The organism is Pseudarthrobacter sp. TE9888, assembly GCF_056279345.1.
Genome location: NZ_JBWBRD010000003.1, coordinates 20,359 through 43,234, shown reverse-complemented (window position 1 = coordinate 43,234; position 22,876 = coordinate 20,359). Strand labels below are relative to the sequence as shown.

The 22,876-nt window shown below is 60.5% G+C and carries 26 protein-coding genes; 18 read left to right on the top strand and 8 right to left on the bottom strand.

Going from position 1 to position 22,876, the window contains the following annotated elements; translation table 11 throughout:
- Positions 1 to 325: 325 nt before the first annotated feature.
- From ACZ9J7_RS20695 to ACZ9J7_RS20670, 6 genes are all read left to right on the top strand, one after another.
- Entirely contained in the window at positions 326 to 1,327 is a 1,002-nt protein-coding gene (locus ACZ9J7_RS20695) for a DUF4192 domain-containing protein (RefSeq protein ID WP_476211961.1), read from the top strand.
- A 200-nt stretch (positions 1,328 to 1,527) separates the two neighbouring features.
- On the top strand, positions 1,528 to 1,680 hold the full coding sequence (locus tag ACZ9J7_RS20690; RefSeq protein ID WP_476211960.1) for a hypothetical protein: 153 nt from the start codon (positions 1,528 to 1,530) through the stop codon (positions 1,678 to 1,680).
- Positions 1,681 to 2,439: 759 nt separating this feature from the next.
- Positions 2,440 to 2,871 (top strand): hypothetical protein, encoded by a 432-nt coding sequence (locus tag ACZ9J7_RS20685; RefSeq protein WP_476211959.1) that lies wholly within the window; start codon positions 2,440 to 2,442, stop codon positions 2,869 to 2,871.
- Positions 2,872 to 2,945: 74 nt separating this feature from the next.
- On the top strand, positions 2,946 to 3,296 hold the full coding sequence (locus ACZ9J7_RS20680; RefSeq protein WP_476211958.1) for a DUF3846 domain-containing protein: 351 nt from the start codon (positions 2,946 to 2,948) through the stop codon (positions 3,294 to 3,296).
- Between the two features lie 593 nt (positions 3,297 to 3,889).
- Positions 3,890 to 5,239: a ParB/RepB/Spo0J family partition protein gene (locus tag ACZ9J7_RS20675; protein ID WP_476211957.1), complete on the top strand. Its 1,350-nt coding sequence runs from the start codon at positions 3,890 to 3,892 to the stop codon at positions 5,237 to 5,239.
- A 902-nt stretch (positions 5,240 to 6,141) separates the two neighbouring features.
- A complete protein-coding gene (locus ACZ9J7_RS20670) occupies positions 6,142 to 7,041 on the top strand; it encodes a hypothetical protein (RefSeq protein ID WP_476211956.1) in 900 nt (299 codons plus the stop codon).
- Positions 7,042 to 7,178: 137 nt separating this feature from the next.
- On the opposite strand, the gene ACZ9J7_RS20665 is transcribed toward ACZ9J7_RS20670, so the two are convergent.
- The 3 genes from ACZ9J7_RS20665 to ACZ9J7_RS20655 all read right to left on the bottom strand — a co-directional run bounded on the left by ACZ9J7_RS20665 (position 7,179) and on the right by ACZ9J7_RS20655 (position 8,452).
- Positions 7,179 to 7,532 carry a GNAT family N-acetyltransferase gene (locus ACZ9J7_RS20665; RefSeq protein WP_476211955.1) on the bottom strand — a complete coding sequence of 118 codons (354 nt, stop codon included), beginning with the start codon at positions 7,530 to 7,532 and terminating at the stop codon, positions 7,179 to 7,181.
- A gap of 134 nt (positions 7,533 to 7,666) precedes the next feature.
- Positions 7,667 to 7,837, bottom strand: coding sequence for a hypothetical protein (locus ACZ9J7_RS20660; protein ID WP_476211954.1), 171 nt, complete (start codon positions 7,835 to 7,837; stop codon positions 7,667 to 7,669).
- 54 nt (positions 7,838 to 7,891) lie between these two features.
- A complete protein-coding gene (locus ACZ9J7_RS20655; RefSeq protein WP_476211953.1) occupies positions 7,892 to 8,452 on the bottom strand; it encodes a GNAT family N-acetyltransferase in 561 nt (186 codons plus the stop codon).
- A gap of 295 nt (positions 8,453 to 8,747) precedes the next feature.
- On the opposite strand from ACZ9J7_RS20655, the gene ACZ9J7_RS20650 reads away from it, so the two are divergent.
- Complete coding sequence (locus tag ACZ9J7_RS20650; protein WP_476211952.1) at positions 8,748 to 13,535, top strand: DEAD/DEAH box helicase; 4,788 nt, start codon at positions 8,748 to 8,750, stop codon at positions 13,533 to 13,535.
- 13 nt (positions 13,536 to 13,548) lie between these two features.
- Here ACZ9J7_RS20650 and ACZ9J7_RS20645 read toward each other — a convergent pair whose 3' ends face one another.
- A complete protein-coding gene (locus tag ACZ9J7_RS20645; protein WP_476211951.1) occupies positions 13,549 to 14,037 on the bottom strand; it encodes a hypothetical protein in 489 nt (162 codons plus the stop codon).
- A gap of 326 nt (positions 14,038 to 14,363) precedes the next feature.
- Between ACZ9J7_RS20645 and ACZ9J7_RS20640 the strand changes: the two genes are divergently transcribed.
- Complete coding sequence (locus ACZ9J7_RS20640; RefSeq protein WP_476211950.1) at positions 14,364 to 14,633, top strand: hypothetical protein; 270 nt, start codon at positions 14,364 to 14,366, stop codon at positions 14,631 to 14,633.
- Positions 14,634 to 14,712: 79 nt separating this feature from the next.
- Here the strand turns inward: ACZ9J7_RS20640 and ACZ9J7_RS20635 are convergent, their stop codons facing one another.
- Positions 14,713 to 15,003, bottom strand: a complete 291-nt coding sequence (locus tag ACZ9J7_RS20635; RefSeq protein ID WP_476211949.1) for a hypothetical protein — start codon at positions 15,001 to 15,003, stop codon at positions 14,713 to 14,715.
- Positions 15,004 to 15,211: 208 nt separating this feature from the next.
- Complete coding sequence (locus ACZ9J7_RS20630) at positions 15,212 to 15,436, bottom strand: DUF3107 domain-containing protein (RefSeq protein WP_476212008.1); 225 nt, start codon at positions 15,434 to 15,436, stop codon at positions 15,212 to 15,214.
- A gap of 249 nt (positions 15,437 to 15,685) precedes the next feature.
- On the opposite strand from ACZ9J7_RS20630, the gene ACZ9J7_RS20625 reads away from it, so the two are divergent.
- From ACZ9J7_RS20625 to ACZ9J7_RS20615, 3 genes are all read left to right on the top strand, one after another.
- Positions 15,686 to 16,210, top strand: coding sequence for a hypothetical protein (locus tag ACZ9J7_RS20625; protein ID WP_476211948.1), 525 nt, complete (start codon positions 15,686 to 15,688; stop codon positions 16,208 to 16,210).
- A gap of 438 nt (positions 16,211 to 16,648) precedes the next feature.
- On the top strand, positions 16,649 to 16,753 hold the full coding sequence (locus ACZ9J7_RS20620; RefSeq protein ID WP_476211947.1) for a hypothetical protein: 105 nt from the start codon (positions 16,649 to 16,651) through the stop codon (positions 16,751 to 16,753).
- Positions 16,754 to 16,865: 112 nt separating this feature from the next.
- On the top strand, positions 16,866 to 17,033 hold the full coding sequence (locus tag ACZ9J7_RS20615) for a recombinase family protein (protein WP_476211946.1): 168 nt from the start codon (positions 16,866 to 16,868) through the stop codon (positions 17,031 to 17,033).
- 1,026 nt (positions 17,034 to 18,059) lie between these two features.
- On the opposite strand, the gene ACZ9J7_RS20610 is transcribed toward ACZ9J7_RS20615, so the two are convergent.
- A complete protein-coding gene (locus tag ACZ9J7_RS20610) occupies positions 18,060 to 18,287 on the bottom strand; it encodes a DUF2188 domain-containing protein (RefSeq protein ID WP_476211945.1) in 228 nt (75 codons plus the stop codon).
- Positions 18,288 to 18,443: 156 nt separating this feature from the next.
- Between ACZ9J7_RS20610 and ACZ9J7_RS20605 the strand changes: the two genes are divergently transcribed.
- The 7 genes from ACZ9J7_RS20605 (at position 18,444) to ACZ9J7_RS20575 (ending at position 22,002) form a co-directional block, all read left to right on the top strand.
- On the top strand, positions 18,444 to 18,905 hold the full coding sequence (locus ACZ9J7_RS20605) for a hypothetical protein (protein WP_476211944.1): 462 nt from the start codon (positions 18,444 to 18,446) through the stop codon (positions 18,903 to 18,905).
- Positions 18,906 to 19,304: 399 nt separating this feature from the next.
- Positions 19,305 to 19,571, top strand: a complete 267-nt coding sequence (locus ACZ9J7_RS20600) for a glutaredoxin family protein (protein ID WP_454485935.1) — start codon at positions 19,305 to 19,307, stop codon at positions 19,569 to 19,571.
- A 5-nt stretch (positions 19,572 to 19,576) separates the two neighbouring features.
- The gene (locus tag ACZ9J7_RS20595; protein ID WP_476211943.1) at positions 19,577 to 20,482 is read left to right on the top strand and encodes a single-stranded DNA-binding protein; all 906 of its coding nucleotides are present in this window, start codon (positions 19,577 to 19,579) and stop codon (positions 20,480 to 20,482) included.
- A 99-nt stretch (positions 20,483 to 20,581) separates the two neighbouring features.
- Positions 20,582 to 20,875, top strand: coding sequence for a hypothetical protein (locus tag ACZ9J7_RS20590; RefSeq protein WP_476211942.1), 294 nt, complete (start codon positions 20,582 to 20,584; stop codon positions 20,873 to 20,875).
- A gap of 98 nt (positions 20,876 to 20,973) precedes the next feature.
- A complete protein-coding gene (locus ACZ9J7_RS20585) occupies positions 20,974 to 21,426 on the top strand; it encodes a hypothetical protein (RefSeq protein WP_476211941.1) in 453 nt (150 codons plus the stop codon).
- 16 nt (positions 21,427 to 21,442) lie between these two features.
- On the top strand, positions 21,443 to 21,712 hold the full coding sequence (locus ACZ9J7_RS20580; protein ID WP_476211940.1) for a ParB family protein: 270 nt from the start codon (positions 21,443 to 21,445) through the stop codon (positions 21,710 to 21,712).
- A 23-nt stretch (positions 21,713 to 21,735) separates the two neighbouring features.
- Complete coding sequence (locus ACZ9J7_RS20575) at positions 21,736 to 22,002, top strand: helix-turn-helix domain-containing protein (RefSeq protein WP_476211939.1); 267 nt, start codon at positions 21,736 to 21,738, stop codon at positions 22,000 to 22,002.
- A gap of 530 nt (positions 22,003 to 22,532) precedes the next feature.
- On the opposite strand, the gene ACZ9J7_RS20570 is transcribed toward ACZ9J7_RS20575, so the two are convergent.
- A complete protein-coding gene (locus ACZ9J7_RS20570) occupies positions 22,533 to 22,847 on the bottom strand; it encodes a hypothetical protein (protein ID WP_476211938.1) in 315 nt (104 codons plus the stop codon).
- Positions 22,848 to 22,876: the final 29 nt, after the last annotated feature.

The window sequence follows — 22,876 nt, the reverse complement described above, 5'->3', positions numbered from 1 at the left end:
ACGTTTTTTGGCTGCTGTCCTTCGGATCGTACGTGCCCGCTCCACCCCGTCTAGCCCCTCCTTCGTCGGGGCCTGCAGGCCAGGAATTTCCTTCCGGCGCTCCTGCGTCGCTTATTTCCTCCAGGAATTTCCTTCCGGCGCTCCTGCGTCGCTTATTTCCTCCAGGAATTTCCCGCCCTTTGCCCTTCGGGTAGACGGGCCTCCGTCGGGCACAGCTCCGCAAAGCTCCGCCAGCAGCCAAAAAAACAACGGGGGGAGAGGGGAAGCTGGCCGGTCACCACTGGTCGCCCCACCCACCACATTCCTCTGCAAAAGGAGCAACACCATGAACGAGTCCATCAAGTTCACCGGCCCCGCCGATGTCCTGGCCTTCATCCCGCACACGTTGGGACAGACCCCCGCGGAGTCCTTTGTCGCCCTCACCGTGCAGGGCAACAAGCTCGGTGCGACCCTGCGCGTGGACGCCCCGTTCGGGCAGGACCCGGTTGGCTACGCCCAGACCCTCGTCAGCTACCTGACCGCCGACGAAGCCGCCACCGGCAGCCTGCTGGTCATCTACACCGATGAGAACCCCAACTCCTACTCCGAGCATGTGGAGGCACTGCGGATCGAGCTGGAGACCGCCGGGATGCCCCTGCAGGACGCGTGGCTGGTGACTTCCGACTTGTGGCGGAACTACCACTGCACGGACACGAGCTGCTGCCCTAACCAGTCCCTGGATGCCATCACCACGAGCAACGGCAACGCCGCATTGATCTACCGGGGGAGTGTCGTCACCGGTTTCACCGCCCCGGCACCATTCACCGGCGATGAGACGGCCCGCGAGGCCATTGCCGCGCACAAGCCCGACGGCTGGCCCGAAGACCTCGAAGCCAGCCGTGCCGTGTGGGCGAAGGTACTCGATGACCCCAAGAGTCTGACCACCGAAACCGCGCACCAGCTCGCAGGAGCCCTGCAGCACCCCACCATCCGGGATTACATGATGGGTGACATCGTCCCGCACGCGCCCGAGCAGTTCACTTCCGTCATGCTGGGCGTCTTCCTTGCCCGACCGGACTGGGCCCGCGTGGACACCGCCCAGGAAGTCGCGTTCGAGCTGATGAAGACCACCCCGGAAGGCCAGCGCGCCCCGATGCTGTGCCTGATCGGCTGGCTGGAATGGCTCAAAGGAAAATCCAGCTTCGCCGCCCGCTACTTCAAGCTCGCCCTCGATGACGTGGCCGAATACCGGCTCGCGGAACTGCTGGCCGAACTGGTCAACCGCGGCCTGCTCGCCGACTGCACCCGCGACCCGAAGAAGGCTTATGACCGCCAACTGAGCCGCTAAACCAAGGTAGGCCGGACCCCACACGCAAGGGGTTCGGCCTACTGTTTTGGTTTTTCAGGTGCGCGGCGGCCTCCCCCGCCAGGGCTCCTCCGGCCGCGTTGGACGCTGCCGCGGGCGCCGCCACTTCCAGCCGGACCGCAGGAACAGCCGATACTGTGAAAGGACACCGCCGTCCCCCACACAGCCAAGGAGCCCCGCACGTGGCCGATCCCTTCCGCATGACCGAAGACGATACCGTTGCCCCGGATGCGAGCCCGCTCGAAGACATCCTGGAACTGAGCTTGTTGACCGCAGGGCCTGTCGTAGGCCCTGTAGACCGACCTGTCAAAGATCACCGGCTCGACGAGCAGTGACACCCGCGGTAACGACGCCGCGCCCATAGATTTCCTTTGCAGAGGGAAAACCCCGGAATGGCCGGCACACAAGTGCCGGCCTTTCCCTTATCTCCGACGGCTGGTGGCAGCCATCCACCAGAGCGCTGCAGCCGCGAGAGTGTTGAGCGCGGCGATGAAAACATCGCCACCGGTCGGCCGTCCTACAACCAGGTCCGCCGCCACCAGCACCCAGCAGGCAGCTGCGGCGGCAGTGAAAACCAATGCCAGGCGCCGCTGAATCCGTGAATAGTCCGGCCCCGTTCGTGGGCGCCCGCTACTATCGCTGGGACGCTGCGCTGACGGGTCATTCATGCCCTCACCCTACGCAGGACCAGCGCGCGGGGCGCGCTGGGGGTTCCGCTGCGCTGCACCCTGATGGGCGTCCGCTGGCGCGGCCGGCTGCTGGGTCCAGTGCCGGCTCCGCAGAGCTCCACCGTCCCTGGCCCTGGTGTGTCTACGACGTTTTCTGGTTGCTGTCCTCCGGATTCTAGGCGTCCGCTCCACCCCGTCTAGCCCCTCCTTCGTCGGGGCCTGCGGCCCGGAAATTCCTCTCCGGCGCTCGTTCCTCGCTTATTTCCTCCGAGGATTTTCCCGTCCTTGCCCTTCGGGTAGACGGGCCTCCGTCGGCCGCCGAGCAAGCAAGCTTGCCAGCAACCAAAAAACAACGGGGGAGAGGGGAAGCTGGCCGGTCACCACTGGTCGCCCCGCCCACCATTCCTCTGCAAAAGGAGCAACACCATGAACGCAATCACCACCGAGACGGTGACCACCGCCGACACCGGCGAAGTCATCACCGACGCCCCGGTGCTGCGCGACTACCACGCGAACGGCGGCTACGACTGGATGGACCTCATCGCCGAACACGGCTGGACCGTCATCCCCAGCTGGGGCAGCGAGGGCTGGGACCTTGGCAACTGGCCCTACGTCATGGTCGCCGTCATTCGCACCGCCGATTCCATCGGCAACCTCTTCGGTATCGCCACTTACTGCGAGGGCGACGTGAAAACCACCTACTACCGGACCAAAGCCCGGTACTGGGACGCGATCACCGAGCAGGCATTCTTCCACTGGAAGAACGGGCAGGCCCACGGCCCGGCGGACCTGCCCGAGGCGGCAGCGGAACTGCCCAGCCGGTACCGGATGCCCTACGTCGCCCAGGACGCGGCCTAACCACCACCAACGCTGTGCTGCCCGGCTACAGGCCGGGCAGTACAGCCCCCAAACTTCTCCAAAGGAGCATGACCATGAGCACGACCTGCACTGCCCTGATCGTCCCGGCCCGGCTGTCCCAGCCCGTCCGCACCGAAACCATCGCCCCATCCCTGCCCACGCTGCAGGCACTGGTCGAAGGCAACATCGAAGCCATCACCCGCGGCGAATGGCACGCCTACCTCAACGAGGAAGGGAAGATCATCAACCTGCCCGCAAACATCCGCGCAGGACACCTCTTCCGCGAAACAGGGCTCTACCTGAACGACATCTTCTGCGGAGACGTGGTCTTCCTGGGTCAAGGCACCCATGGCGAAGAGACCGACGTCCCCCACTACCTTGTCGGGCTCGCCGAAGACCTCTTCGACGCCCAACTCTCCGCCTAAGACCCTGACAGGTGGCCGGGAAACGGACAGCTCCCGGCCACCTGTCCTTAGGACCAGGTCCGGGCGGGCCGCCGCAACGGTGCAGCTGCCGCCGTGGTCACCGGCGACGGCCCGCCAATCCCGAAAAGCCTGACGATCATCACCTCGCCGCCCCGGACCCGCCGCAGGTACCTGGCCGGCACCGGTAAAAGTCCAACAGGCTGCTGGACAAAGATGGTGCTCGCAGAGCTCGCACTGATGGTCGTCCGCTGGCGCGGCCGGCTGTTGGGTCCAGTGCCGGCTCCGCCGTCCCTGGCCCTGGTGTGTCTACGACGTTTTTTGGCTGCTGTCCTTCGGATCGTACGTGCCCGCTCCACCCCGTCTAGCCCCTCCTTCGTCGGGGCCTGCAGGCCAGGAATTTCCTTCCGGCGCTCCTGCGTCGCTTATTTCCTCCAGGAATTTCCCGCCCTTTGCCCTTCGGGTAGACGGGCCTCCGTCGGGCACAGCTCCGCAAAGCTCCGCCAGCAGCCAAAAAACAACGGGGGGAGAGGGGAAGCTGGCCGGTCACCACTGGTCGCCCCACCCACCACATTCCTCTGCAAAAGGACCAAAACATGAACACCACACCCACGCTGGAAATGCTCGACCCCAAGACCCTGACCATCGACATCAACGTCCGCAAGGACGTTGCGCTGACCCCGGCTTTCGTGGCCAGCATCAAAGAACACGGCGTACTCGAGCCCGTGATTGCACACCGCAAGGACGACGGCACCGTGCACGTCCTGATGGGACAGCGCCGCACCCGCGCCGCCGTCGAGGCCGAACGCCCCGAGATCCCGGTCATGGTCACCGAAAGCCCCGAGGAAGCGGAACGGATCGTCACCCAGGTGGTCGAGAACATCCAACGCTCCGCGCTGACCGAGGCGGACGAGGCCGAGGCCTACCACCAGCTCTCCCTGATCGGCGTGTCAGCGGCTCAGATCGCCAAGAAAACCGGGCGGACCAAGATCACCGTCGAGGACGCGCTGAAAGCCAAGTCCACCACCGCCGGGGACGCCGCCCTGGGCCGGGGATGCACCATCGAAGAGGCCCTGATTCTGGCTGAATTTGAAGACGACCCCGACGCGACCGAGGAACTTGAATCAGTCCTCGCCGACGAACCCGACATGCTCCTGCACGTCACCCAGCGCCTGCGGGACAAGCGGGACATCGCCGCCGCCCGCGCCGCACTGGTCGCCGAACTCGAAGGCCAGGGAAAGACCATCGTGGAGGACGCGGGCCACTACGCCGACGAAGAAGCCCTGTACGTCTCGGCCGCGAACCGGCCCGATGGCGAACCCGCCACCGAGGACGACGCTAACGCCTACGTCCTCCAGCGCAACTGGCAAGGCCACCACTCCGCCAAACCCGTCATCAACGGATGGAAGGAACTCGGCTTCACCCCGCGACACGAACGCTACGACGGCGGCCGCCAGGCACAATCCGGTCCAATGACAGAGGAACAGAAAGCAGAGCGGAAGTACCTGATCGCCAACAACAAGGCCATGGAATCCGCTGGTGTCGTCCGGCGTGAGTTCGTGAAGAACCTCCTGGCCCGCAAGCAGGCACCCAAAGGCTGGCAGTACTTCACCGTCCACGCCATCACCCACCACCCCGAAACCGCCAGCGGCTACCAAGGCGAAGTCGCCGCGGACATGATCGGAGCCAAAACCGAAGACAAGAACGGACGCTGGGGCTGGAACCTCCTCCGCGACCACGTCGCCAACACCACCGCCCGGCCCGAGTTCTCCCTGATCGCCCTGATCTGCGCAGGATACGAAAAGACCATCCAGAAAGACTCGTGGCGCTCACCCAGCCAAACTCACCGGGACTACCTGAACCAGCTGGTCCTCTGGGGATACACGGCAAGTGAGGTCGAACAGATCATCATCGACAGCGGCGAAAAGGCAGAGGCGGCCGGGTAAGCCATGACCCCTGTGCCGGGGGCGGATCCTGAACGCCGCCCGGCACAGGCCCCCCAACCGAATCACCACAGGAGGGCCAGGGAACCTTCCAGAGGTCGGGCGGTCCGCCGCCCAGGGCGAACCACAGCGACCACTCACCAGCGGCGGACCGCAGCTCAACGCGACACAAGCCCTAAAAACCATTCCTCGCGGGACCAGGACCAACGACGATTCCCAGCCCCGTGGCAGCACCACAACAACTCAGCTACGCTGAAACACAGATTTCCTTTGCAGAGGGAAACCCAGGAAGGGTCGGCGCGAATAGCGCCGGCCCTTCGTCTTGCCGCGATGCAATCTCCATTCCAACGCGACCGTTCAGCTAACCGTCCTCTCACTATCCTGAGGACCCTCTCCACCCCATACGGAAGAGCCAATATCAGGAAATGGCGAGAGAAATATTGGGAAATCCGTATTGTTACGAAATATGACATAAAAACTTTTTGGGCTGAAGTTCCCGTACCGTCCAGGACGCGCCTGCGGTAGGGTGTTCGCCAAAAAACCCCAGAATTACAGGGATGTTATTTCCTGAACGGCCCCCCGCGGCCCTCTGAGCTCGTTGAGTGCGCTCCGCGCGGTAGGGACCGCGCGGTACCCTCAGAGCCTTCCAGCCCCCTCTGAGGGCCTTACAGCTGCAGGTGGGGTTATTCCATCCTGTATACTTAAGAGAGTGGGTTGTTAAACACGAACACCCCACCCGAAAAACGCTCCCATGAGCGTCGATCCCGGGCAGGGTCGAGAAGTAGTCTGGCGGACTGCTTTAAGACTCTACACGAGATTGGCCGAGTTGTCGCCTCCAATGGACGACGAGGCTTCGGATTCCCTCGTGTACCCAGCCGTGCGCTGGGGGAAAGGAGTACCCGACTATGGGGACTTCTATCACTGATCATTTTCAGATCAACCGTCCAGTTCCGTTCGCCAACCTTGATGTCGATTGCGACAATCCCAAGGTCTTGGATGCACATGTCACACGGTTGTCGGCCGCGCCACAGCCGTATGCGTCGGACGCTGTTCAGTGCCTCGACACGTTCTTCGACACGGTCAGTCGCGGGGCTATGTCTGCTGATGCAGCTGCGCGGAATCACGCACAGAATCTGCTGAAGCACTTCGAAGAGCCCTGGGAGACGCGGCTCGGCATGGCCGCGAGCGGTTTCGCCGGCCATGGCGGGTCCGACGACGTCGGTTCATGGATTTGGGACGCGATGTGTACGGACCTCGAAGTGCTTCTGCGGGTCGGCGTCCTCAAGCACGTCGAGGAGCTGCCGTTGTTCGTCGAAGGTGTAGGCAGCGACATTACGTCGGACATCACGACTCGCATCGTCTTCGGGCCTTTGGCAGACTTCACCGCCGACATGCTTGTGCGGTTCCCCGAGTTCACCGCCGCGTCACACAAAGTGGGAAGCTTCCAGCGCCAGGTCTGGGACGCGAACAACCGGACATGGACCCAGAAAACGGTGACACTGCCGCTCGTGGACGGGAAGCCGCTGCTTCTCATTCCCGCAAATTGGGTCCGGGACACGCTGCTGATGCACGCGGGGCGGTTCTACGAAACCAGCGTCCTGTCTTATGTTCAAGACGAACAGTCCGTCGTGACCGGAGATGGAAAGATCATCAAGACGCCGAAGGACCGCCTGAAGACACAGCAGGGCCTGGGCCGCGGCCGTGACACCAACCGGGTGGTCACACTCAGGGCCGAAAGTGCCGGGGACGACCTGGTGGAAATCTTCCGCAGGTTCGTAGCCGACCGGTACCGCGCAGCAGCATGAGCAAAGCCTGCTGGCAACCTACGCGCCGAGCTAGGTTGCCAGCAGGCCGCCTCCACTGACGGCGATAAATGGCGGCGTTTTCACAGCGCTATCTGACGGATGCTGCAGTCCGGAAGTGGATCCTCCATTGCACCTACCTATCGGAGCGTCTTCGCCATCAGCCATGCGGGTCTCATCGAATGAGCCCTGCTGGGCTCCATAAAGTTGTATCCGTTGTTGCGGTAAAACTGTACAAGCCTCTCTATGTCCCCGGTCTCGTCCGGATGAACCACCACGAGGTCCCGCCCCGCACGCATGGCGTCGGCCTCAAAAGCTCCCAAGAGCAGGCTTCCCACACCGCCGGGCTGTCTCTGCGAATCCACGTACAACTTCACTATGTAAGAGCAGGCCCAAGACTCAGGACGGCGCTCATACGCTGCGAGATTCCCCCAGGCCCCCGAGTGATGGCTCCCGGAAATCCACCCGAGTATCCCGTCCACATCCTCAGCCACGAACTCACGCTCACTGACCCGTCCACGCCCCTTCTGGTACCTCCACCCGTTGTCCCGGTCCCAAGGGGAAATGAGCCTACCAATGGCTTCCTGGTCTTCACGTACCGCTTGCCGGACTCCCACTTCCACGCCCATCAACGGGCACTCCGGGCAGCGTGCCGCTTCGCCTTCTTGGACCCAGGCTTGAGCTGCCGTTGCGACATCACCTGGTACGGGACATGCGCGGCGGCGTCATGCATTTCCATCGTCCAAAGATTCCTCGATTCTTCGAAGTCCATCTGCTCAAGGACGGTCAGAGTAAGCATGGTTCAGTGTTGCAGGACAACAGCCCGGATGCACTTGGTGAACACCACGGCCCGTCAATCAGCCTGTTGACGGTAGATGATCCACGGACGGTGACGCTCACCTCGAGCGAATCCTAAGTCGGACGGCCGAAACCGGCTGACGGGAACACGCTGAATGTTCCCACCGTTCGATTGCGCGAAACGCGCATTTAACCTTCGCGCCGCGATGTTGTCGTCGAGGGTGGCCATCGCGATATCGCGTTGTGGCTGCGACCCGGCGGCCGCGTTGAGGAGCGCGAGCCCTACGCCTCGTCGCCTGGCAGAGGGAACTACTGCAACCAGCTGAATGAACAGCGGTTCCGAGTTGGGTCGGCCCGCGAGCACACAACAAAAGCCCACAGGATAATCAGCGATTTCTGCGAGCAAAACATGTTGCTGACCAATTTTGGATGCGTTGTACTCGGCAGAGTGAATGTTGATTGCCTCGCAGTCTGCCTGCATCCATCGCATCCAGGTGCCGTCTTGCGCTGTCGGCTCCGCATTACGGATCAAGACCTCCGCAGGTGGCAATGCTGCTAGCCCTTGCTTCCACGCGTCGAACCCAGGTTCGGCGTACGGGGAGTCGAGATTGAACATGATCCGAACACTACCAATGACGATTGGACGCTCCGGACCTGCCCGCGGCGTGGCGATCTGCGGTGAAGTCCCGTTATCTCGAACAGTCAAAAACGACCGCTTATGGGGTAGGAGTCGGCGGTCTAGTGTCGGCCGCAAAATGGCCTAGAACCACGAGCGAGACGTGGAAGACCATATGATCAGAGGCGCCGGTTCATGCCGACTTCACCTGCTTCTCTTCTCGGGGGTTACTCTCTTGGCAACGACGTTCGATGTACTCCTTAATTCGTACCGTGAGCTTGCGGATTCCGAGAGGATGAAAGGCAACTACTTCGAACAGCTTGTTGGCCGGTACCTAGGGACGGACGGAGTTCAGGCTCCGCAGTATCGCAACGTGTGGTTGTGGCGGGACTGGCCGGACCGTGACGGCAAGAAGGACAACGGCATTGATCTGGTGGCCGAGCGCCAGGACGGGGGTTTCACGGCCATCCAGTGTAAGTTTTACGCCGAGGGGCACCGGATTCAGAAGTCGGATATTGATTCGTTCATCTCCGCGTCGGGGAAGCCGCCGTTCACACACCGGCTCATCGTGGATACGACGGGCCGGGACTGGTCTCCGAACGCCGAGGAGATGCTGGACAACCAGCACATCCCTATCCAGCGCATCGGGCTCACAGACTTCCGTAATTCCAACATCGACTGGGCCACTTACGAGCTGACGGACCCCTCTAAGGCGCCCAGGCTGCATGACAAAAAACAGCTGCGCACTCACCAGCATGAGGCCGTCAATGCCGCGCTGAAGGGGTTTGAAACCAGCAACCGCGGCAAGCTCATCATGGCTTGCGGCACCGGCAAGACTTTCACCGCGCTGAAGATTGCCGAGCGGCTCGCGGAGCAGGAAACCCACGTCAGGGTCCTCTTCCTCGTTCCCTCCCTAGCGCTGATGTCGCAGTCGCTAAAAGAATGGTCGGACGAGGCGACGCAGACGATGCACGCCTATGCCGTCTGCTCGGACACGAAGGTTGGCCGGCAGAAGAACTCCGACTTCACCGATGTGGCAATCCACGACCTGCAGATCCCGGCCACCACGGATGGCGCTACGCTGCTCGAGGCAATGGGCACTAGGGAGCTGGACGAGGGAATGACGGTGGTGTTTTCCACCTACCAGTCCATCGATGCCGTATCCCAAGCACAGAAGGCCGGCCTGCCGGACTTTGACCTGATCATCTGCGACGAGGCCCACCGCACCACCGGCGCCACCCTGGCCGGCACTGAGGACTCCCACTTCGTCAAGGTCCACCGCAACGACGTCGTCGCCGGGGCCAAGCGCCTATACATGACGGCCACACCGCGCCTGTTCAACGACGACACCAAAAACAAGGCCTTGGAGCGCGATGCGATCCTGTGCTCCATGGACGACGAGACCATGTATGGGCCGGTGTTCTACCGGATCGGCTTCGGTGAAGCTGTCACCAAGAAACTGCTCACCGACTACAAGGTCCTGGTTCTTGGCGTGGACGAGACGCAAGTGGTCTCCAGCTTCCAGGACCAACTGGCCGATTCGAACATGGAACTGCAAATCGACGAAGTCGCCAAGCTCATCGGCTGCTGGAATGGACTGGCCAAACGACGCTCAGGCGCCCACGAGGTGTCCTTCGGTAATGACCTAGCACCAATGAAAAGGGCCGTGGCGTTCAACAGGGACATCAAATCCTCCAAGCTCGTCGAATCGGAGTTCGAAGAACTGGTACGCGTGCACCTGACCAACCTGGACAACGATGACCCCACGGACGACCTGAGAGTCGAAGTTAAGCACGTAGATGGTGGCTTCAACGCCATCACGCGCGCCGAACGGCTGGACTGGCTTAAAGAGGATCTCGACAGCCCCGCAGACCAGCCAGTCTGCAGGATCCTCACCAACGCCCGCTGCCTCACCGAAGGCGTGGACGTCCCATCCCTGGACGCCGTCCTGTTCCTGAACCCGCGCAACTCTATGGTCGACGTCATCCAAGCCGTCGGACGGGTCATGCGCATCGCCAAAGGCAAACAATTCGGCTACATCATCCTGCCCATCGCAATTCCCGAGGGGATGTCGACCTCGGAGGCGCTCAGGGACAACAACCGCTACAAAGTCGTCTGGCAGGTCCTCCAAGCTCTCCGAGCACACGATGAGCGCATGGACGCCGCCATCAACCAGATCGAACTCAACGCCAAAGCACCCGAATCCATTCTCGTAGACACCGTGGACCTGTCATCAAAGAAGAAAGCCCGCACTAACGTGGGCAGAAGTGCCGGAGAACATGCAGGTGATGGCAACGGTGACAACCAAAAGGCGGATCCCGAATTCGTGCAGCCGCAGCTTCAATTCCCTGCCGAAGAATGGAAAGACTCCGTCTACGCCAAGATCGTGGACAAATGCGGAAACCGCATGTACTGGGAAGACTGGTCCAAGGACATCGCGGCCATCGCCAACAAGCACATCACGCTCATCAATAATCTCCTGGCGGGGGCTGATCCGGAGCACCGCAAAGCCTTTGATGACTTCATCCAGGGCCTGCGAGAGAACCTGAATCCAGAGATCGACGAGGCTCAGGCCGTTGAAATGCTCGCCCAGCACCTAGTGACCAAACCGGTGTTCGACGCAATGTTCGCGGACTCGAATTTTACTGAGCACAACCCGGTTTCGCTGGCAATGCAGAACATCCTGAACCAGTTGGACGAGAACTCGGCCTTCGAAAAGGAACGTACCGGGCTGGAAAAGTTCTATGACTCAGTCCGCGCCCGCGTGAAGTCAATCGATAACGCCGCGGCAAAGCAGAAAATCATCCTGGAGCTTTACGACAACTTCTTCCGCAATGCCTTCCCTCGCGTGGCAGATAGGCTTGGCATTGTATTCACGCCGGTGCCGGTGGTGGATTACATTCTGCGGTCAGCCGACGCCGCCTTGCGACTAGAGTTCGGCAAGTCTCTCTCCGATGAGGGGGTCTCCATCCTGGAACCCTTCGTTGGCACAGGAACGTTCGTGACCAGGCTGCTGCAATCCGGACTAATCAAGCCTGAGGACCTCTACCGCAAATACACCCAGGAACTCTTCGCCAACGAGATTGTCCTGCTCAGCTATTACATCGCCGCTATCAATATTGAGACGGTTTTTGCGGAAGAGTCGGCTAAGCATGGTCTTAGCCACGGCTATATGCCCTTCGACGGAATCGCGCTGACTGACACCTTCCAGCTCAACGAATCAGACGGCTCCTTCGACTCTGTGGTCTTCCCGGAGAACTCGGAGCGTGTTCAACGGCAGAAGAACCAGGACATCCGCGTCATTGTGATGAACCCTCCATATTCCGCCGGGCAGGCCAGTGCCAACGACAACAACCAAAACCAGAAGTACCCCGTCCTGGATGAATCCATTGCGGCCACTTATGCCACACTCTCGACGGCGACGAACAAGAACAACCTCTACGATTCCTACATCCGCGGGATTCGCTGGGCGTCTAACCGCATCGAGAGCGATGGCGTAATTGCCTTCGTCTCGAACGGCAGCTTCATTGACTTACCTACGACAGACGGGATTCGTAAGGCATTTGCGAACGAATTTAGCCGCATCTTCGTCTACAACCTCCGGGGCAACCAGCGCACGTCTGGCGAAACGTCTCGAAAGGAAGGCGGGAAGATCTTCGGAAGCGGCGCCCGCACGCCTATCGCCATCACAGTCCTGATTAAAAACTCCGCGCATGCCGGTCCTGTGGATATTCAGTATCGGGACATTGGCGATTACCTCACCCGGGAGCAAAAGCTCGATATCCTACAGATCGAGCAGTCAATCGGTGGCACAGAGTGGGAAACAATCAAGCCAAATGATCACGGCGACTGGATCAATCACCGTGATGAAAGCTACGACCGTTACCAGCCGATGGGTGACAAGGCGACCAAAGGTAAATCGACTACGCCCGCTATCTTCGAAACCTACTCGAATGGGCTCAAAACGAACCGGGACGCCTGGTGCTACAACTTTTCCGCGTCTGCTGTTGAGGCGAATATGCGTCGGATGATCGACAACTATGAATCAGATCGTGCTGTTGCCTCCACTTCACCGAATCCAGACCCGACTCGAGTTAGCTGGAACCGCGGCCTTCTAAACGACCTTCGTGCCCGCAAGGCGCATGCTTTTGACCCCACAGGTTTGGTCAGATCTAACTACCGCCCCTTTACTGCCCAGACTGCCTACTTTAGTCGGGCAATGAACGACATGATTTACCAGCTTCCGAAACTGTTTCCCACGCCTAAACATCGCAATATCTACATTCAGGCGACAGGGGTGGGCGCCCAGAAGCCGTTCTGCGCTCTGATCGGTCAGTTCCTGCCCGATCTTCACACCATCCACAACGCTCAATGCTTCAGCCTGTATACCTATGAACCTGTCGCGGCCAACACACAAGGTGAGCTTTTCACGGACGCTGAAGACATCGTTGACGGTTACCGGCGGAAAGACAACATCACAGATGCGACGCTGACGAGTTATCGCGGCTTCTATGAAGACTCCGCTATAGACAAGGAGGATATCTTCTACTACGTCTATGGCGTTTTGCACAGCCCAACGTACAAGGAGCAGTACAAGTCGGACCTACTGAAGATGCTCCCGCGCATTCCCAAGGTCAAAGACTTCTGGGGCTATAGCCAGGCCGGCAGAGCTCTCGCGGAACTGCACCTTAACTACGAAACAGTGAAGCCATACGCTTTGCAGGAGATCATCAAGGGCGTCTCCGGCGGCGACGATTACGACTTCTACCGCGTGAACAAGCTGTCTTTCGGCTCCCGAAAGGACCGCTCAAACATCATCTACAACGAGCGGATCACTCTGGCTGGGATCCCAGACGAAGCTTATGACTATCAGGTCAACGGAAAGTCTGCGCTGGAATGGATCATCGACCGCTATCAGGTCACCACGCACAAAGACTCGCAGATCATCAACGACCCGAACGAGTACTGCCGTGAGGTGGGCGACCCTCGCTACATCGTGGATCTCATCAAACGCATCGTGACAGTTTCAGTTGAAACGGTAAAGATCGTGGCTCAGCTGCCCGCTCTGGAGGTCATGGAATGATTCGAACTTGGCTTTAGTGTCTTCCATTGGCGAAGGGCAAACGACCGTGGGTTAGTTCAAAGAGACCCAACAGCTTATCCTCCAGCAACTTGCCGGGGATGCCAGGGGTTTCTTTCCAGATGACGTCGAGATCTTCTACGTCTTCTAATTGCCATATCCGGTTCCCACCCTCGTGCGAGACGCCGTTTTGACCGTGACCATAACGCTGATAAGCGCTGAGGCGGCCTCTTAGAGTTGTCTTGTTCTCCGGCCTTAGTCCTGCTGCTCCTATATACATGATGCGAGTTGACTTGACCCATCGGCGGTATAACTCTGAACTGGGAGCCGTAGGGTCTTTCCTATAGGTTCCGGCCGTGCTCGTTTCACGGAACGACGGCGGGCCGCTGGATGGTCTGAGGATGACGTAGACACCGAACTCTTTTGGCGGCTCCTTGGGGTTCATGTTCCAGAAGTTTCTGGGCTCCTCAAATCCCATATCTTCGAGAACGGTGACATCAAGCATGAGTTCAGTTTCGCAAGTATTAAAAGCCATTGCATGCTTGTTGCGACGCTTGGAACGATCTCTTGGGTGTAGCAGGCCGGACCGGCAATGACGACGAACTCTGCGAGTCATTCAGTCCTCGCTTATTGCATGGGTGAGGGCCAACTCCATCCCAGCCCGTCGCCGCCGATTCTCCCGCCGCCGAGGCCAAGCTCTCCGGCAGCTTCGGCGATACGATCACCTTCCCGAGCGGCGTCTCCGTCACGGTCGCCCCGCCCGCCGTCGTCCCTGCCGCACAGTACGCCGCTGGAGCCGTCGAGGGGCAGATCGTCACCTTCGACCTCAGCGTGACCAACGGAGGCAAGGAGCCCCTGAACGCCGCCCTCATGGGCTTCCCCAAGCTGACCTACGGCGCCTCCGGCCTCGCCGCTCAGACCGCCACGGACATAGAGGCAGGAATCGGATCTGGCACCCTCTCGACCATCCTCCCCGGCGAGACTCAGACCGTGAAGCTCGGTTACGGCATTCCGGCCGCTGAGTTCGGCGACGTTCGCATGGAAGTAAGCGGGCCAACCTTCTCCGATAAAGCCGCGATCTTCAAGGACGCCGTCCAGTAACGACTCCCCCCGAAAAGCCCTCAGCCTAATGCTGGGGGCTTTCTCGGGCGCTCAGTCTCGTCTCCGTCGACAGGAGCAGCTATCGGTCGTTGTTGTAGAATTTCGGAGCAATTGCCTCATAGGATAGCCCCCTTGCGTGGAGTTCAAGACGCTGGTAGGGCGAGAGATCGTCGTATATCGCCTTCAAAGCAGCTTTGAGCTCCGACAACTCCGACTCATATCCCGCGCTGCCCGGCCATTCAGATCTTAGTTTTAGTCGTCGGTGTCGCTCATACATGGATGCATAGGCATCCAGCAGTTCGGGGGAAAGCGAAGAGCCCGCCCTCTCCGGCTCTCGTTCCGGCGTCGGCCGAGGAGCTTTGTTAGTCATTTTCCAAATGTTGCCACAGATACGCAGCACATAGAGTCTTCGAGCTCCAATGAGGTGCTAGTTCTGACGGCCAGTGCCCTATCTGGCGGGCGCGGTAGCAAATCGCCTTCCATCAATTTCCGAGGCCACGTCGCGAGACACTCACGACGCCAGAAAAAGCAGACTAACGGCTCTAGGTTGGCGTCGAAGGGAAGTGCCAGAGGCCGGCCTAGAACTGGCCGAAGCCTACGCGCCGGACCTCTTCAGCGCCGATCTCCACGTATGCGAGGGCATTCCCCGGAACAATGATGAGGCGTCCATTGTCATCCTTCAACCGCAGCTCGTTCCCTTCGCTGATTGCTTCGCCGACAACCTTGGCCACCGTCTCCACATCCTGCGATGATTCCAGCACGATTTCCCTGCCCACGTTCTGAACGCCGATCTTGATTTCCACAGGGGCCTCCCAGCCAGTCATTCAGTGATGATGTCTTATTTGTAGCCTAGGACTCCCTCGGGAAGCGCCAGATTCCGCCCCAGGCTAAACGGGGGATGTGATTGCTGGCCCATCGAGAGTAAGTAGATCCAGAGGCTGAGACCTCGTCTCCAGTACATCTATGAGCCGTCTCCAGGCGATTACTATTGCTCTCGGAGACGCGCAGGGCTACTGTGGACATACTAAGTTCGTCTCGAAAGGGTAAAGAAGATGTCTCCCAGTGAATTTCACTCTGTACCGGTTTCCACCGAGGACATCGAGGCGGTGTACGAGCTGATTGCGGAGCGGTCGCGAGCTCGCAGGGCCGTTTCGCCTGCTTCCGCGTCCGACGCAATGACGCCCACTCACGAGGGCGTGTCGGAGGGGTCCGACGCTAAAGACGAACGGACCGAGGCTAAAGACGAGGTGTGGACGGAAGAGCGACTGGCACGCGTCGCCCAGGGGGACACGATCACCACCCGAGTTCTCACCGACATCATGGACGTCATCGCACGCGATCCTCGTGGCACGCACGAGTACAACCAGGCGCGCCTCGTGGAGGAGACTGGGCATTCAGCGGGTCGCGTCAAAGCCACCTTCACGAAGCTGACCCCCCACTTCAAAAAGCACTACGGGACGGCCTGGTGGCCGATTACTGCCGACCCGGGTGCCACCTTCAAGCCGGCGCGCTCAGGCATGTATTACTGGATGACTCCGACGATCACCGATCGGTGGAAGCGAATCCGCAACCTCTGAGATCCCGAGACGAGGCACCCGAGCAGTTCCATCTCTCGGGTGCCTCTGCATGTGATCCGAGTGTCCGGGCGGCGCGTGCACGAACGGCCATCGCCAGAGCCGGCGACGTCGCCGAGTGGCCTCTTGTACGGCCAGATCTTCCGCTGTGAAGTCGACTTCTGACATTCGGTGCAGACGACTTCGGAAAATGACAGCCCCGCTTGAGCCGCTGTTCACCACCTGCTGCTGGACGCCGATTCGTAAGAGTCAATAACGACCGTTTCTGACCGACTGCGACACCCCGCCGAAAGAAGTCGAAAAAGCACTTATATGGTTGGTCAGAACTGGTTTCCGAAATGAAAGCTGGTCAAAACCCGGAGTGAAGGCTTTTTGACGTGCCTGGGCAACGTCATTGGATACGCGAGGGTCAGCACCCGCGGGCAGTCATTGGATTCTCAAGTGGATGCACTCGTCGCCGCGGGGGCAGTGCGCGTGTTTCAGGAGTACGCCTCTGGCGCCACCCAGGCGAGAACGCGCAGGAATGCTTGGACTACCTCCAACTAGGCATGTTCTGACAGTTGTGATCTGACAAGGCGGGGCCGCAGCACTGCAGACTGGCTGACATCGTCACGGTGCTGGGACAGCGGAGGATAGAGTTCTGTTCACTCGCTGAACCATGGCTCGATACCACCAGCGCACACGGAAAGCTCATCTTCGACGTATTCGCCTCCTTGCCGAGTACGAGCGGTCCCGGCTCTCCGAGCGGACCAAGGCCGGCCTGGCAGCGGCGAAAGCACGAGGGCGGTTCGGCGGCCGCCCTCGAACGATGGCCCGTCAAAGATAAAAGCCGCCCGACAGTCGCGCAGCCAGGGAAAACTCTCAACGAGACCGCCCAGATACTCAGCGTCAGCGTCTCATCATTAACTCGTGCTCTCAGCCGCCCGGGTATCGTCGAGGTGCTCCACTAGTTCCCGGTGGCCCTCCTGTATGAGGCGCTCAGTGTCTTCGAGGGTGAGGTGACCAATATGCCATCCGAGTAAGCGCCGGCGGATATCGAGCATTGCGTCCACAGCGTGCCCCGGGTCAGGGGCCCGCGCAGAGTCTTCAACATAGCTCCGACATGTGTCGGCCAAGTGGTCAGCAGAACACCGGCTGGAGAGGCGGAAGAGTGAGCGTGTTACGGCAGAAGTGGTGTGATTCTTCGTCTCGCTCCGGAAATCCTCTATGTATTGGTCCATGGCGTCACTGATGGCTTCGATGGTCTCCCCTCGGACAGCACGCGCTGCCGCGTCCTTGTCCTCTAGACGTTTTTGATGTTCGTAGTGGCGGCTCTCGTTGCGTTCAGCTGCGTGGGCACGAATTTGTTGACGCCCAGCTTGGAGCGTCACCTGGGCAGTAATGATTGCTATGCCAAGCGGCAGTGCGACAGTTTTAAGAATGTCTACGAGCGAGGCGAGTATTTCCATTGCTCGATGCTCCCGCATCTGGCGCTTGTGCATATGCTCCAACGCGCCGGAACTTTCTGACGAGGAATTTAGCGCCCTCAGCGCCGCATCTGGCGGCAGATAGCCGTGGAGTACACGCGTTTTGCCCGTGTTAGCGTTATCGGCTGGCCGAAGGCTAACTAGGGTTAATGCGGAATGCGGCGGGCCAAAAGATCACAAGGCCCGGCACCGCAGGTCCTACTGTCAGCCCCGGAACAGGCGAAGTGTCCGGGGGGCTGTGGGACAGGAACCCCGAGATGGGAACGATGACTATGCCACGGAACCCGTAGACCTACCGTGCGGAGACCGCAGACGGGCCGGCTCATTTTGAGCCGACCCGTCTTGTGTCCCGAGGACAGCGAAGTGCCAAGGGCGTGGCTTAGCGATCAGCCCCGGACATTCCGGGGATCGTTGCCATAACTATTCTTGGAACCGATTTGGCCGTCTTGGTTCTTGATGACGTGTTCGACCCTGTCAGTCTGGGCAGCTTCCCGGCCTGCAGCTTCTGCTTCTTCCTTGGTGCTGTAGCCGGCAGCGAACGCGCGGTCGCTACCTTCGCGCTTGTTCTTCCACGAACCGTCTTCGTAGTACGTCTCGATATCGCCCTGAGCCATTGCACACTCCCTCTGCCGTTCCGAATCCTGCATTTGCTGCCCACATGTGGATAGCGAAAAGCCCCGCAGCACGAGTCGTAAAGCGGGGCCTCCCTGGCAACCACTCCGCCTGATGGGGGACAGGCGGAGAAGCTGACACCCAACCTAATAGCAAGCATGCTTACCTTTCAAGTCGGCGCGCCCGGCGCCACCGTAAGCTATGCACAAAAAGAGAACTCATTGGGGGAGAGTATGGACCAGTCGATCGACACTGACCAGAAGCAGCAATTAGCGGCTTGGAACAAACGCTGCGGGATCCTATGGCTCAAATACTTCGCCATCGTGCTTGTTCCGATATTTCTGTTGATGTTCCCGTTCGTCCAGGTCCTCAACTACTTTCTGGACGTAACCCGCCCCCTGGTTACGGGGGAGCTGGTCTACGGCCAGCCCGGATACTACGAGTATCAGGCCGCAAAGGACCAGGCGCTGATTATCCTGGCCGGCCTCCTTGTCCTCGCCGCAGCCCACTATTACCTCTGCAACCGCTGGTGCAAGAAATCAATCCGCGCCCTCGGGCTGCCGCCCGGAAACACCACCAGATGGAACCGCTGGGTATTAGGAAAGGCGCAGGACTCTTAGAGACAGGCCCGGGAACGTTTCCCATGGTCCACACCATGCGCTGCCGACGCACCATCCGCTGTGGGCGTTCTTCCTTCAGCAGGGACGACACCTATTCAGCACTCCCACTCCAGCCGGTGCGCACATCACCCCACCTCCTGGGGATTTCTCAGGCACAGGGGGGCTGCGGCATTGGCGAACCTGCGGGGATGACCACAGTCGCCGGCGGCGCCAACGACCGTCCGTCTCCGTGGTTCAGGCCCGCACGAAATTCCATACTTTCCGAATCAAAAAGGGTCCGAAAAACCTCTAAAACAAGCGGTAAAAGCCCTATTCATTCAGTTGAATGATTGCTAAAATTGAAGTAGCAAGTCAGCCAGACGAACGAAACTCATTTTGATACGAAACCAGGTGCTGAAAATGACTGCTTCACCGACCGCTTACACGGTCTACACCAAACCCGAGTGCCCCAACTGCGAGAAGACGAAGGACTACTTCGACTCCAAGGGCATCACCTACACGGCCGTGGACATCACCGAAGTGCCGGCAGCGCTGGAGTACATCACCGCCGAACTCGGCTATTCCCAGGCGCCGGTTGTCGTGAACAACTCCGATGACCAGGACCACTGGTCCGGCCTGCGCCGCGACAAGCTTGTCCAGGCGGCCATGAGTCACAAGGCAGCGTGAGGACCGTGACCACCCCGCGCCCGGTCGTCGGGTACAAACTCAGCCCACGGATCCCGTTGGAGGTGGACTTGTTCCGGCAGGTCAACCCCAGCGGCAGGATCTACCCCGACGTTGTGGAACCCTACGTTGTGAAACCCGCCATTGTGGAACCCCTCAACGTGGACCTGTACGACGGCTACGCCGTCCCAGACGAGGGAGGGGATGACCGGTACCTTGAGGCGATCAACCGCGCCCCGCTCGGGGAGGGCGGTGTCTGGGACGCGCACACTGCGAACCAGTACCAACCCAACGACCTCACCCACGAAGAACCGGGTGGGACCGAACCTCAGAACGAACCCACAACAGACACCGAGAACATCACCAGCACACGAGGAAAAGGAACCATCATGGCCGGCGAAACCACGATTACTGTCATTGGAAACCTGACATCAGACCCAGAGCTGCGCTTCACTCCGAGTGGGTCGGCCGTTGCGAACTTCACCATCGCGTCAACGCCCAGGACCTTCGACCGTCAGTCCAACGAGTGGAAGGACGGGGAGACACTTTTCCTCCGGGCCAGTGTGTGGCGGGAAGCGGCTGAAAACGTGGCCGAGTCCCTGACCAAGGGCATGCGCGTCATCGTCAGCGGTCGGCTTAAGTCGCGTTCCTACGAAACCAAAGAAGGCGAAAAGCGTACCGTGATCGAGCTCGAAGTCGATGATATCGGCCCGTCCCTTCGGTACGCGAACGCCAAGGTCAACCGCTCCCAGCGCAGCAATCAGGGCGGACAGGGCAGCGGCGGCTTCGGTGGCCAGGGGAACGGCAACCAGGCATCGCAGTCAGCCCCGCAGGATGACCCTTGGGGCATCCCCGTAACCAGCAACGCAGACAGCGGCTGGGGCAACGGCGCCGACTCCGAACCCCCGTTCTAACCTGACAGGCTGTCGGGGCCTGCCGTTACGCTGGTCCCGACAGCCGATCTCGATCTCGCTTGCCGCCTGCAGCGCCCCACATCGAAAAGGAACCCCCCAATGAACGCAATGAACCAAGCGCCGCCAACAGATTTTGACGGAATGGCAGACCGTCTCCTCATCACGATGCCGCTAGTTCTGGCCGGAATCGCTGTCCTGGGCCTGGCGGTCTGGCTGTACGTAAAATGGCGTGACGCCCGCAACCTCCAGACCTACGTCGATGTAGTGAACGATGTACAGAATTCCGGCGGCGACCTGCCCGCTGACAAATTTGATCCCCGGGCCTTCCGGAAGTATCTGGCGTTGATGGACGCAAAAAGCACGCCCAAAGCTAAGACAAAGAGCAGCCCCTAGCTAAGGGGCCGGCGAGCAGAAGTCCCACCCTTCACAAGCGGTACCGACCAAACTCGGTCTGCCTTCCCGATCCTTTCGCTTACCGGAAAGACTGAACCATGACACATGCAGATGATCTCCGTGCCTGGGCAAGAGGCATGTACACGATCGAGGCGGCCACCGAGCTGCTGATCCGTGCCTTTGGGGGGAAGTTTGCTGCCCCTGGTAACCCATGGGTCCATACAAGTGCCGAGCCGCAGGGACCCGGTCAGGTGAGTGCCTGGATCGACTTCGCAGCCATCCCGGATGAGACGGGCGTGCTCTCCGGTGGGGAGCGTCGGTTCCTGCTATTGGCCGCGTCGCTGGCCGAGGATGTCCCTGTGGTTCTGGGTGACCTGGTGCCGGGTCTTGACCGGGAAAACCTTGACCTGGTGCTGGCTGCCATTGCGCACGCCGGCGGCAGCCACCAGCACTCGGATGTCCGCTTCAGCGAGGACGGCTCCATGTCGCTGGGGAAGGGTTACCTGGACACCCTGCACCCGTGGCCGCCGGTGTTGCGTGCGGTCAAGTAGGTCAAGGGATGTGGTGATGGCGAAGGCCAAGAAGATTGCTGCGTTCACGCCCTACTACACGGAGGAGCAGGCCGAGGAGGTCCGTGCCGCTTTCGTGAATGCCGGCAAGCCTGAAGAGGGTGACGCGAGCGTTTCGGACTTCATTGTCCGGGCCAGCATGCGTGAGGCGAAGCGTCTGCAGCGCAAGTACAACGGCGGCAAACCGTGGCCTCCGGTTCAGGCCGGCGAGCTGCGGCGAGGGCAGAGAACGATGGATGAGATGCAGCACCGGAACGAGGACGCGTAGCCGTGGCGAAGAGGACCGATGACGTGAACAAGGCGACTGGGGCGAGCAGCTTGCCCTTCCCCAAGATGCTCACCCTGGATGAGGTTCAGGAGGTCTTGAATCTCGGTAAACCGCTGGTCTATGCGCTGGTCAAAAGCGGGGAATTGAGGGCCGCCCAATTCGGGGGCCGGGGTATTTGGAGGGTCCGGCAAGACGACCTGGCGGCTTACATTGAAGCCGCCTATGAGAAGACCGCAGAGCGCATCGCGTCCGGGCAGATCCCGGACGGCGATGTCCCCGGCGACAGCTAGGCAATAAGTTCCCAAAGCAGCATGAAGGCCGGCCCACGAGGGTGCCGGCCTTCATCGTTGTGGTGCAGGTTTGTGATGCACAGGATGCGCGGTTGGTGCCATTGCTTGGATCACGCGGGCCTGCGGTACTTAGTGGTGATTAGCGCCGCCCTGCAGCTTGTGGTTGTCACCGCCCGTTACCGGGCTGGAAGCCCCCCGAGCGCCTTAGAAGCCGGCCACTGCTCGCGGTTCCGTCGCTGCCCGACCTCGCCCCGCCTGGACGGTGTGTGTCGTCCCTGCTGAAAGAAACCTGACCCCTGCGACAGACGGGCCGGCGGCGCCGGTCTTGGTCCATGGGAAAGGACTCCGATGGTGACTCCAGTGTTCCCAGGCTGTGCACATTCGCCGGTCCCGGCGGTGAGGTTCGTACCTTGGTGTCCTGGCGTTTGTGTGCAGCCGGTCAGGTGGGTCCCGTCGTCCACATGGGCACGGGAAAAGCCCGAAGGTAGATCGCTTTTGCCGTGCCCATGTGGGCGAGGGGCTTAGTTATCCTAGGCGGCTTCCTCGGCGGCTGAACCGGCGTCTGCTGCCGTGTCGGTGGGGGAGCTAGTGGGCTTGGCCTGGGCTTTGCGCCGGCGGCCTGCGGCGGCGGGCTCGAGGCCGAGCTTTTTGAGTTCGTCCGGGCTCCAGCCGTCGCGTGTGGCTTTGACGTAGGCGCGTTTGTCGTCGCGTTCAGCGGCGGCGAGCTGGTCTTTGAGGTCGGTCACGCGCTGGCGTGCCTGGACGAGTTCTTCGACGGACTTGATGCGCGAGTTGAGCAGAGCTCGGGCTTGGTTTTTGGTCTCTTCGATGTTGATGGAAGCCATGGTGTTCGGTGCCTTTCGTGGTGTTGCTG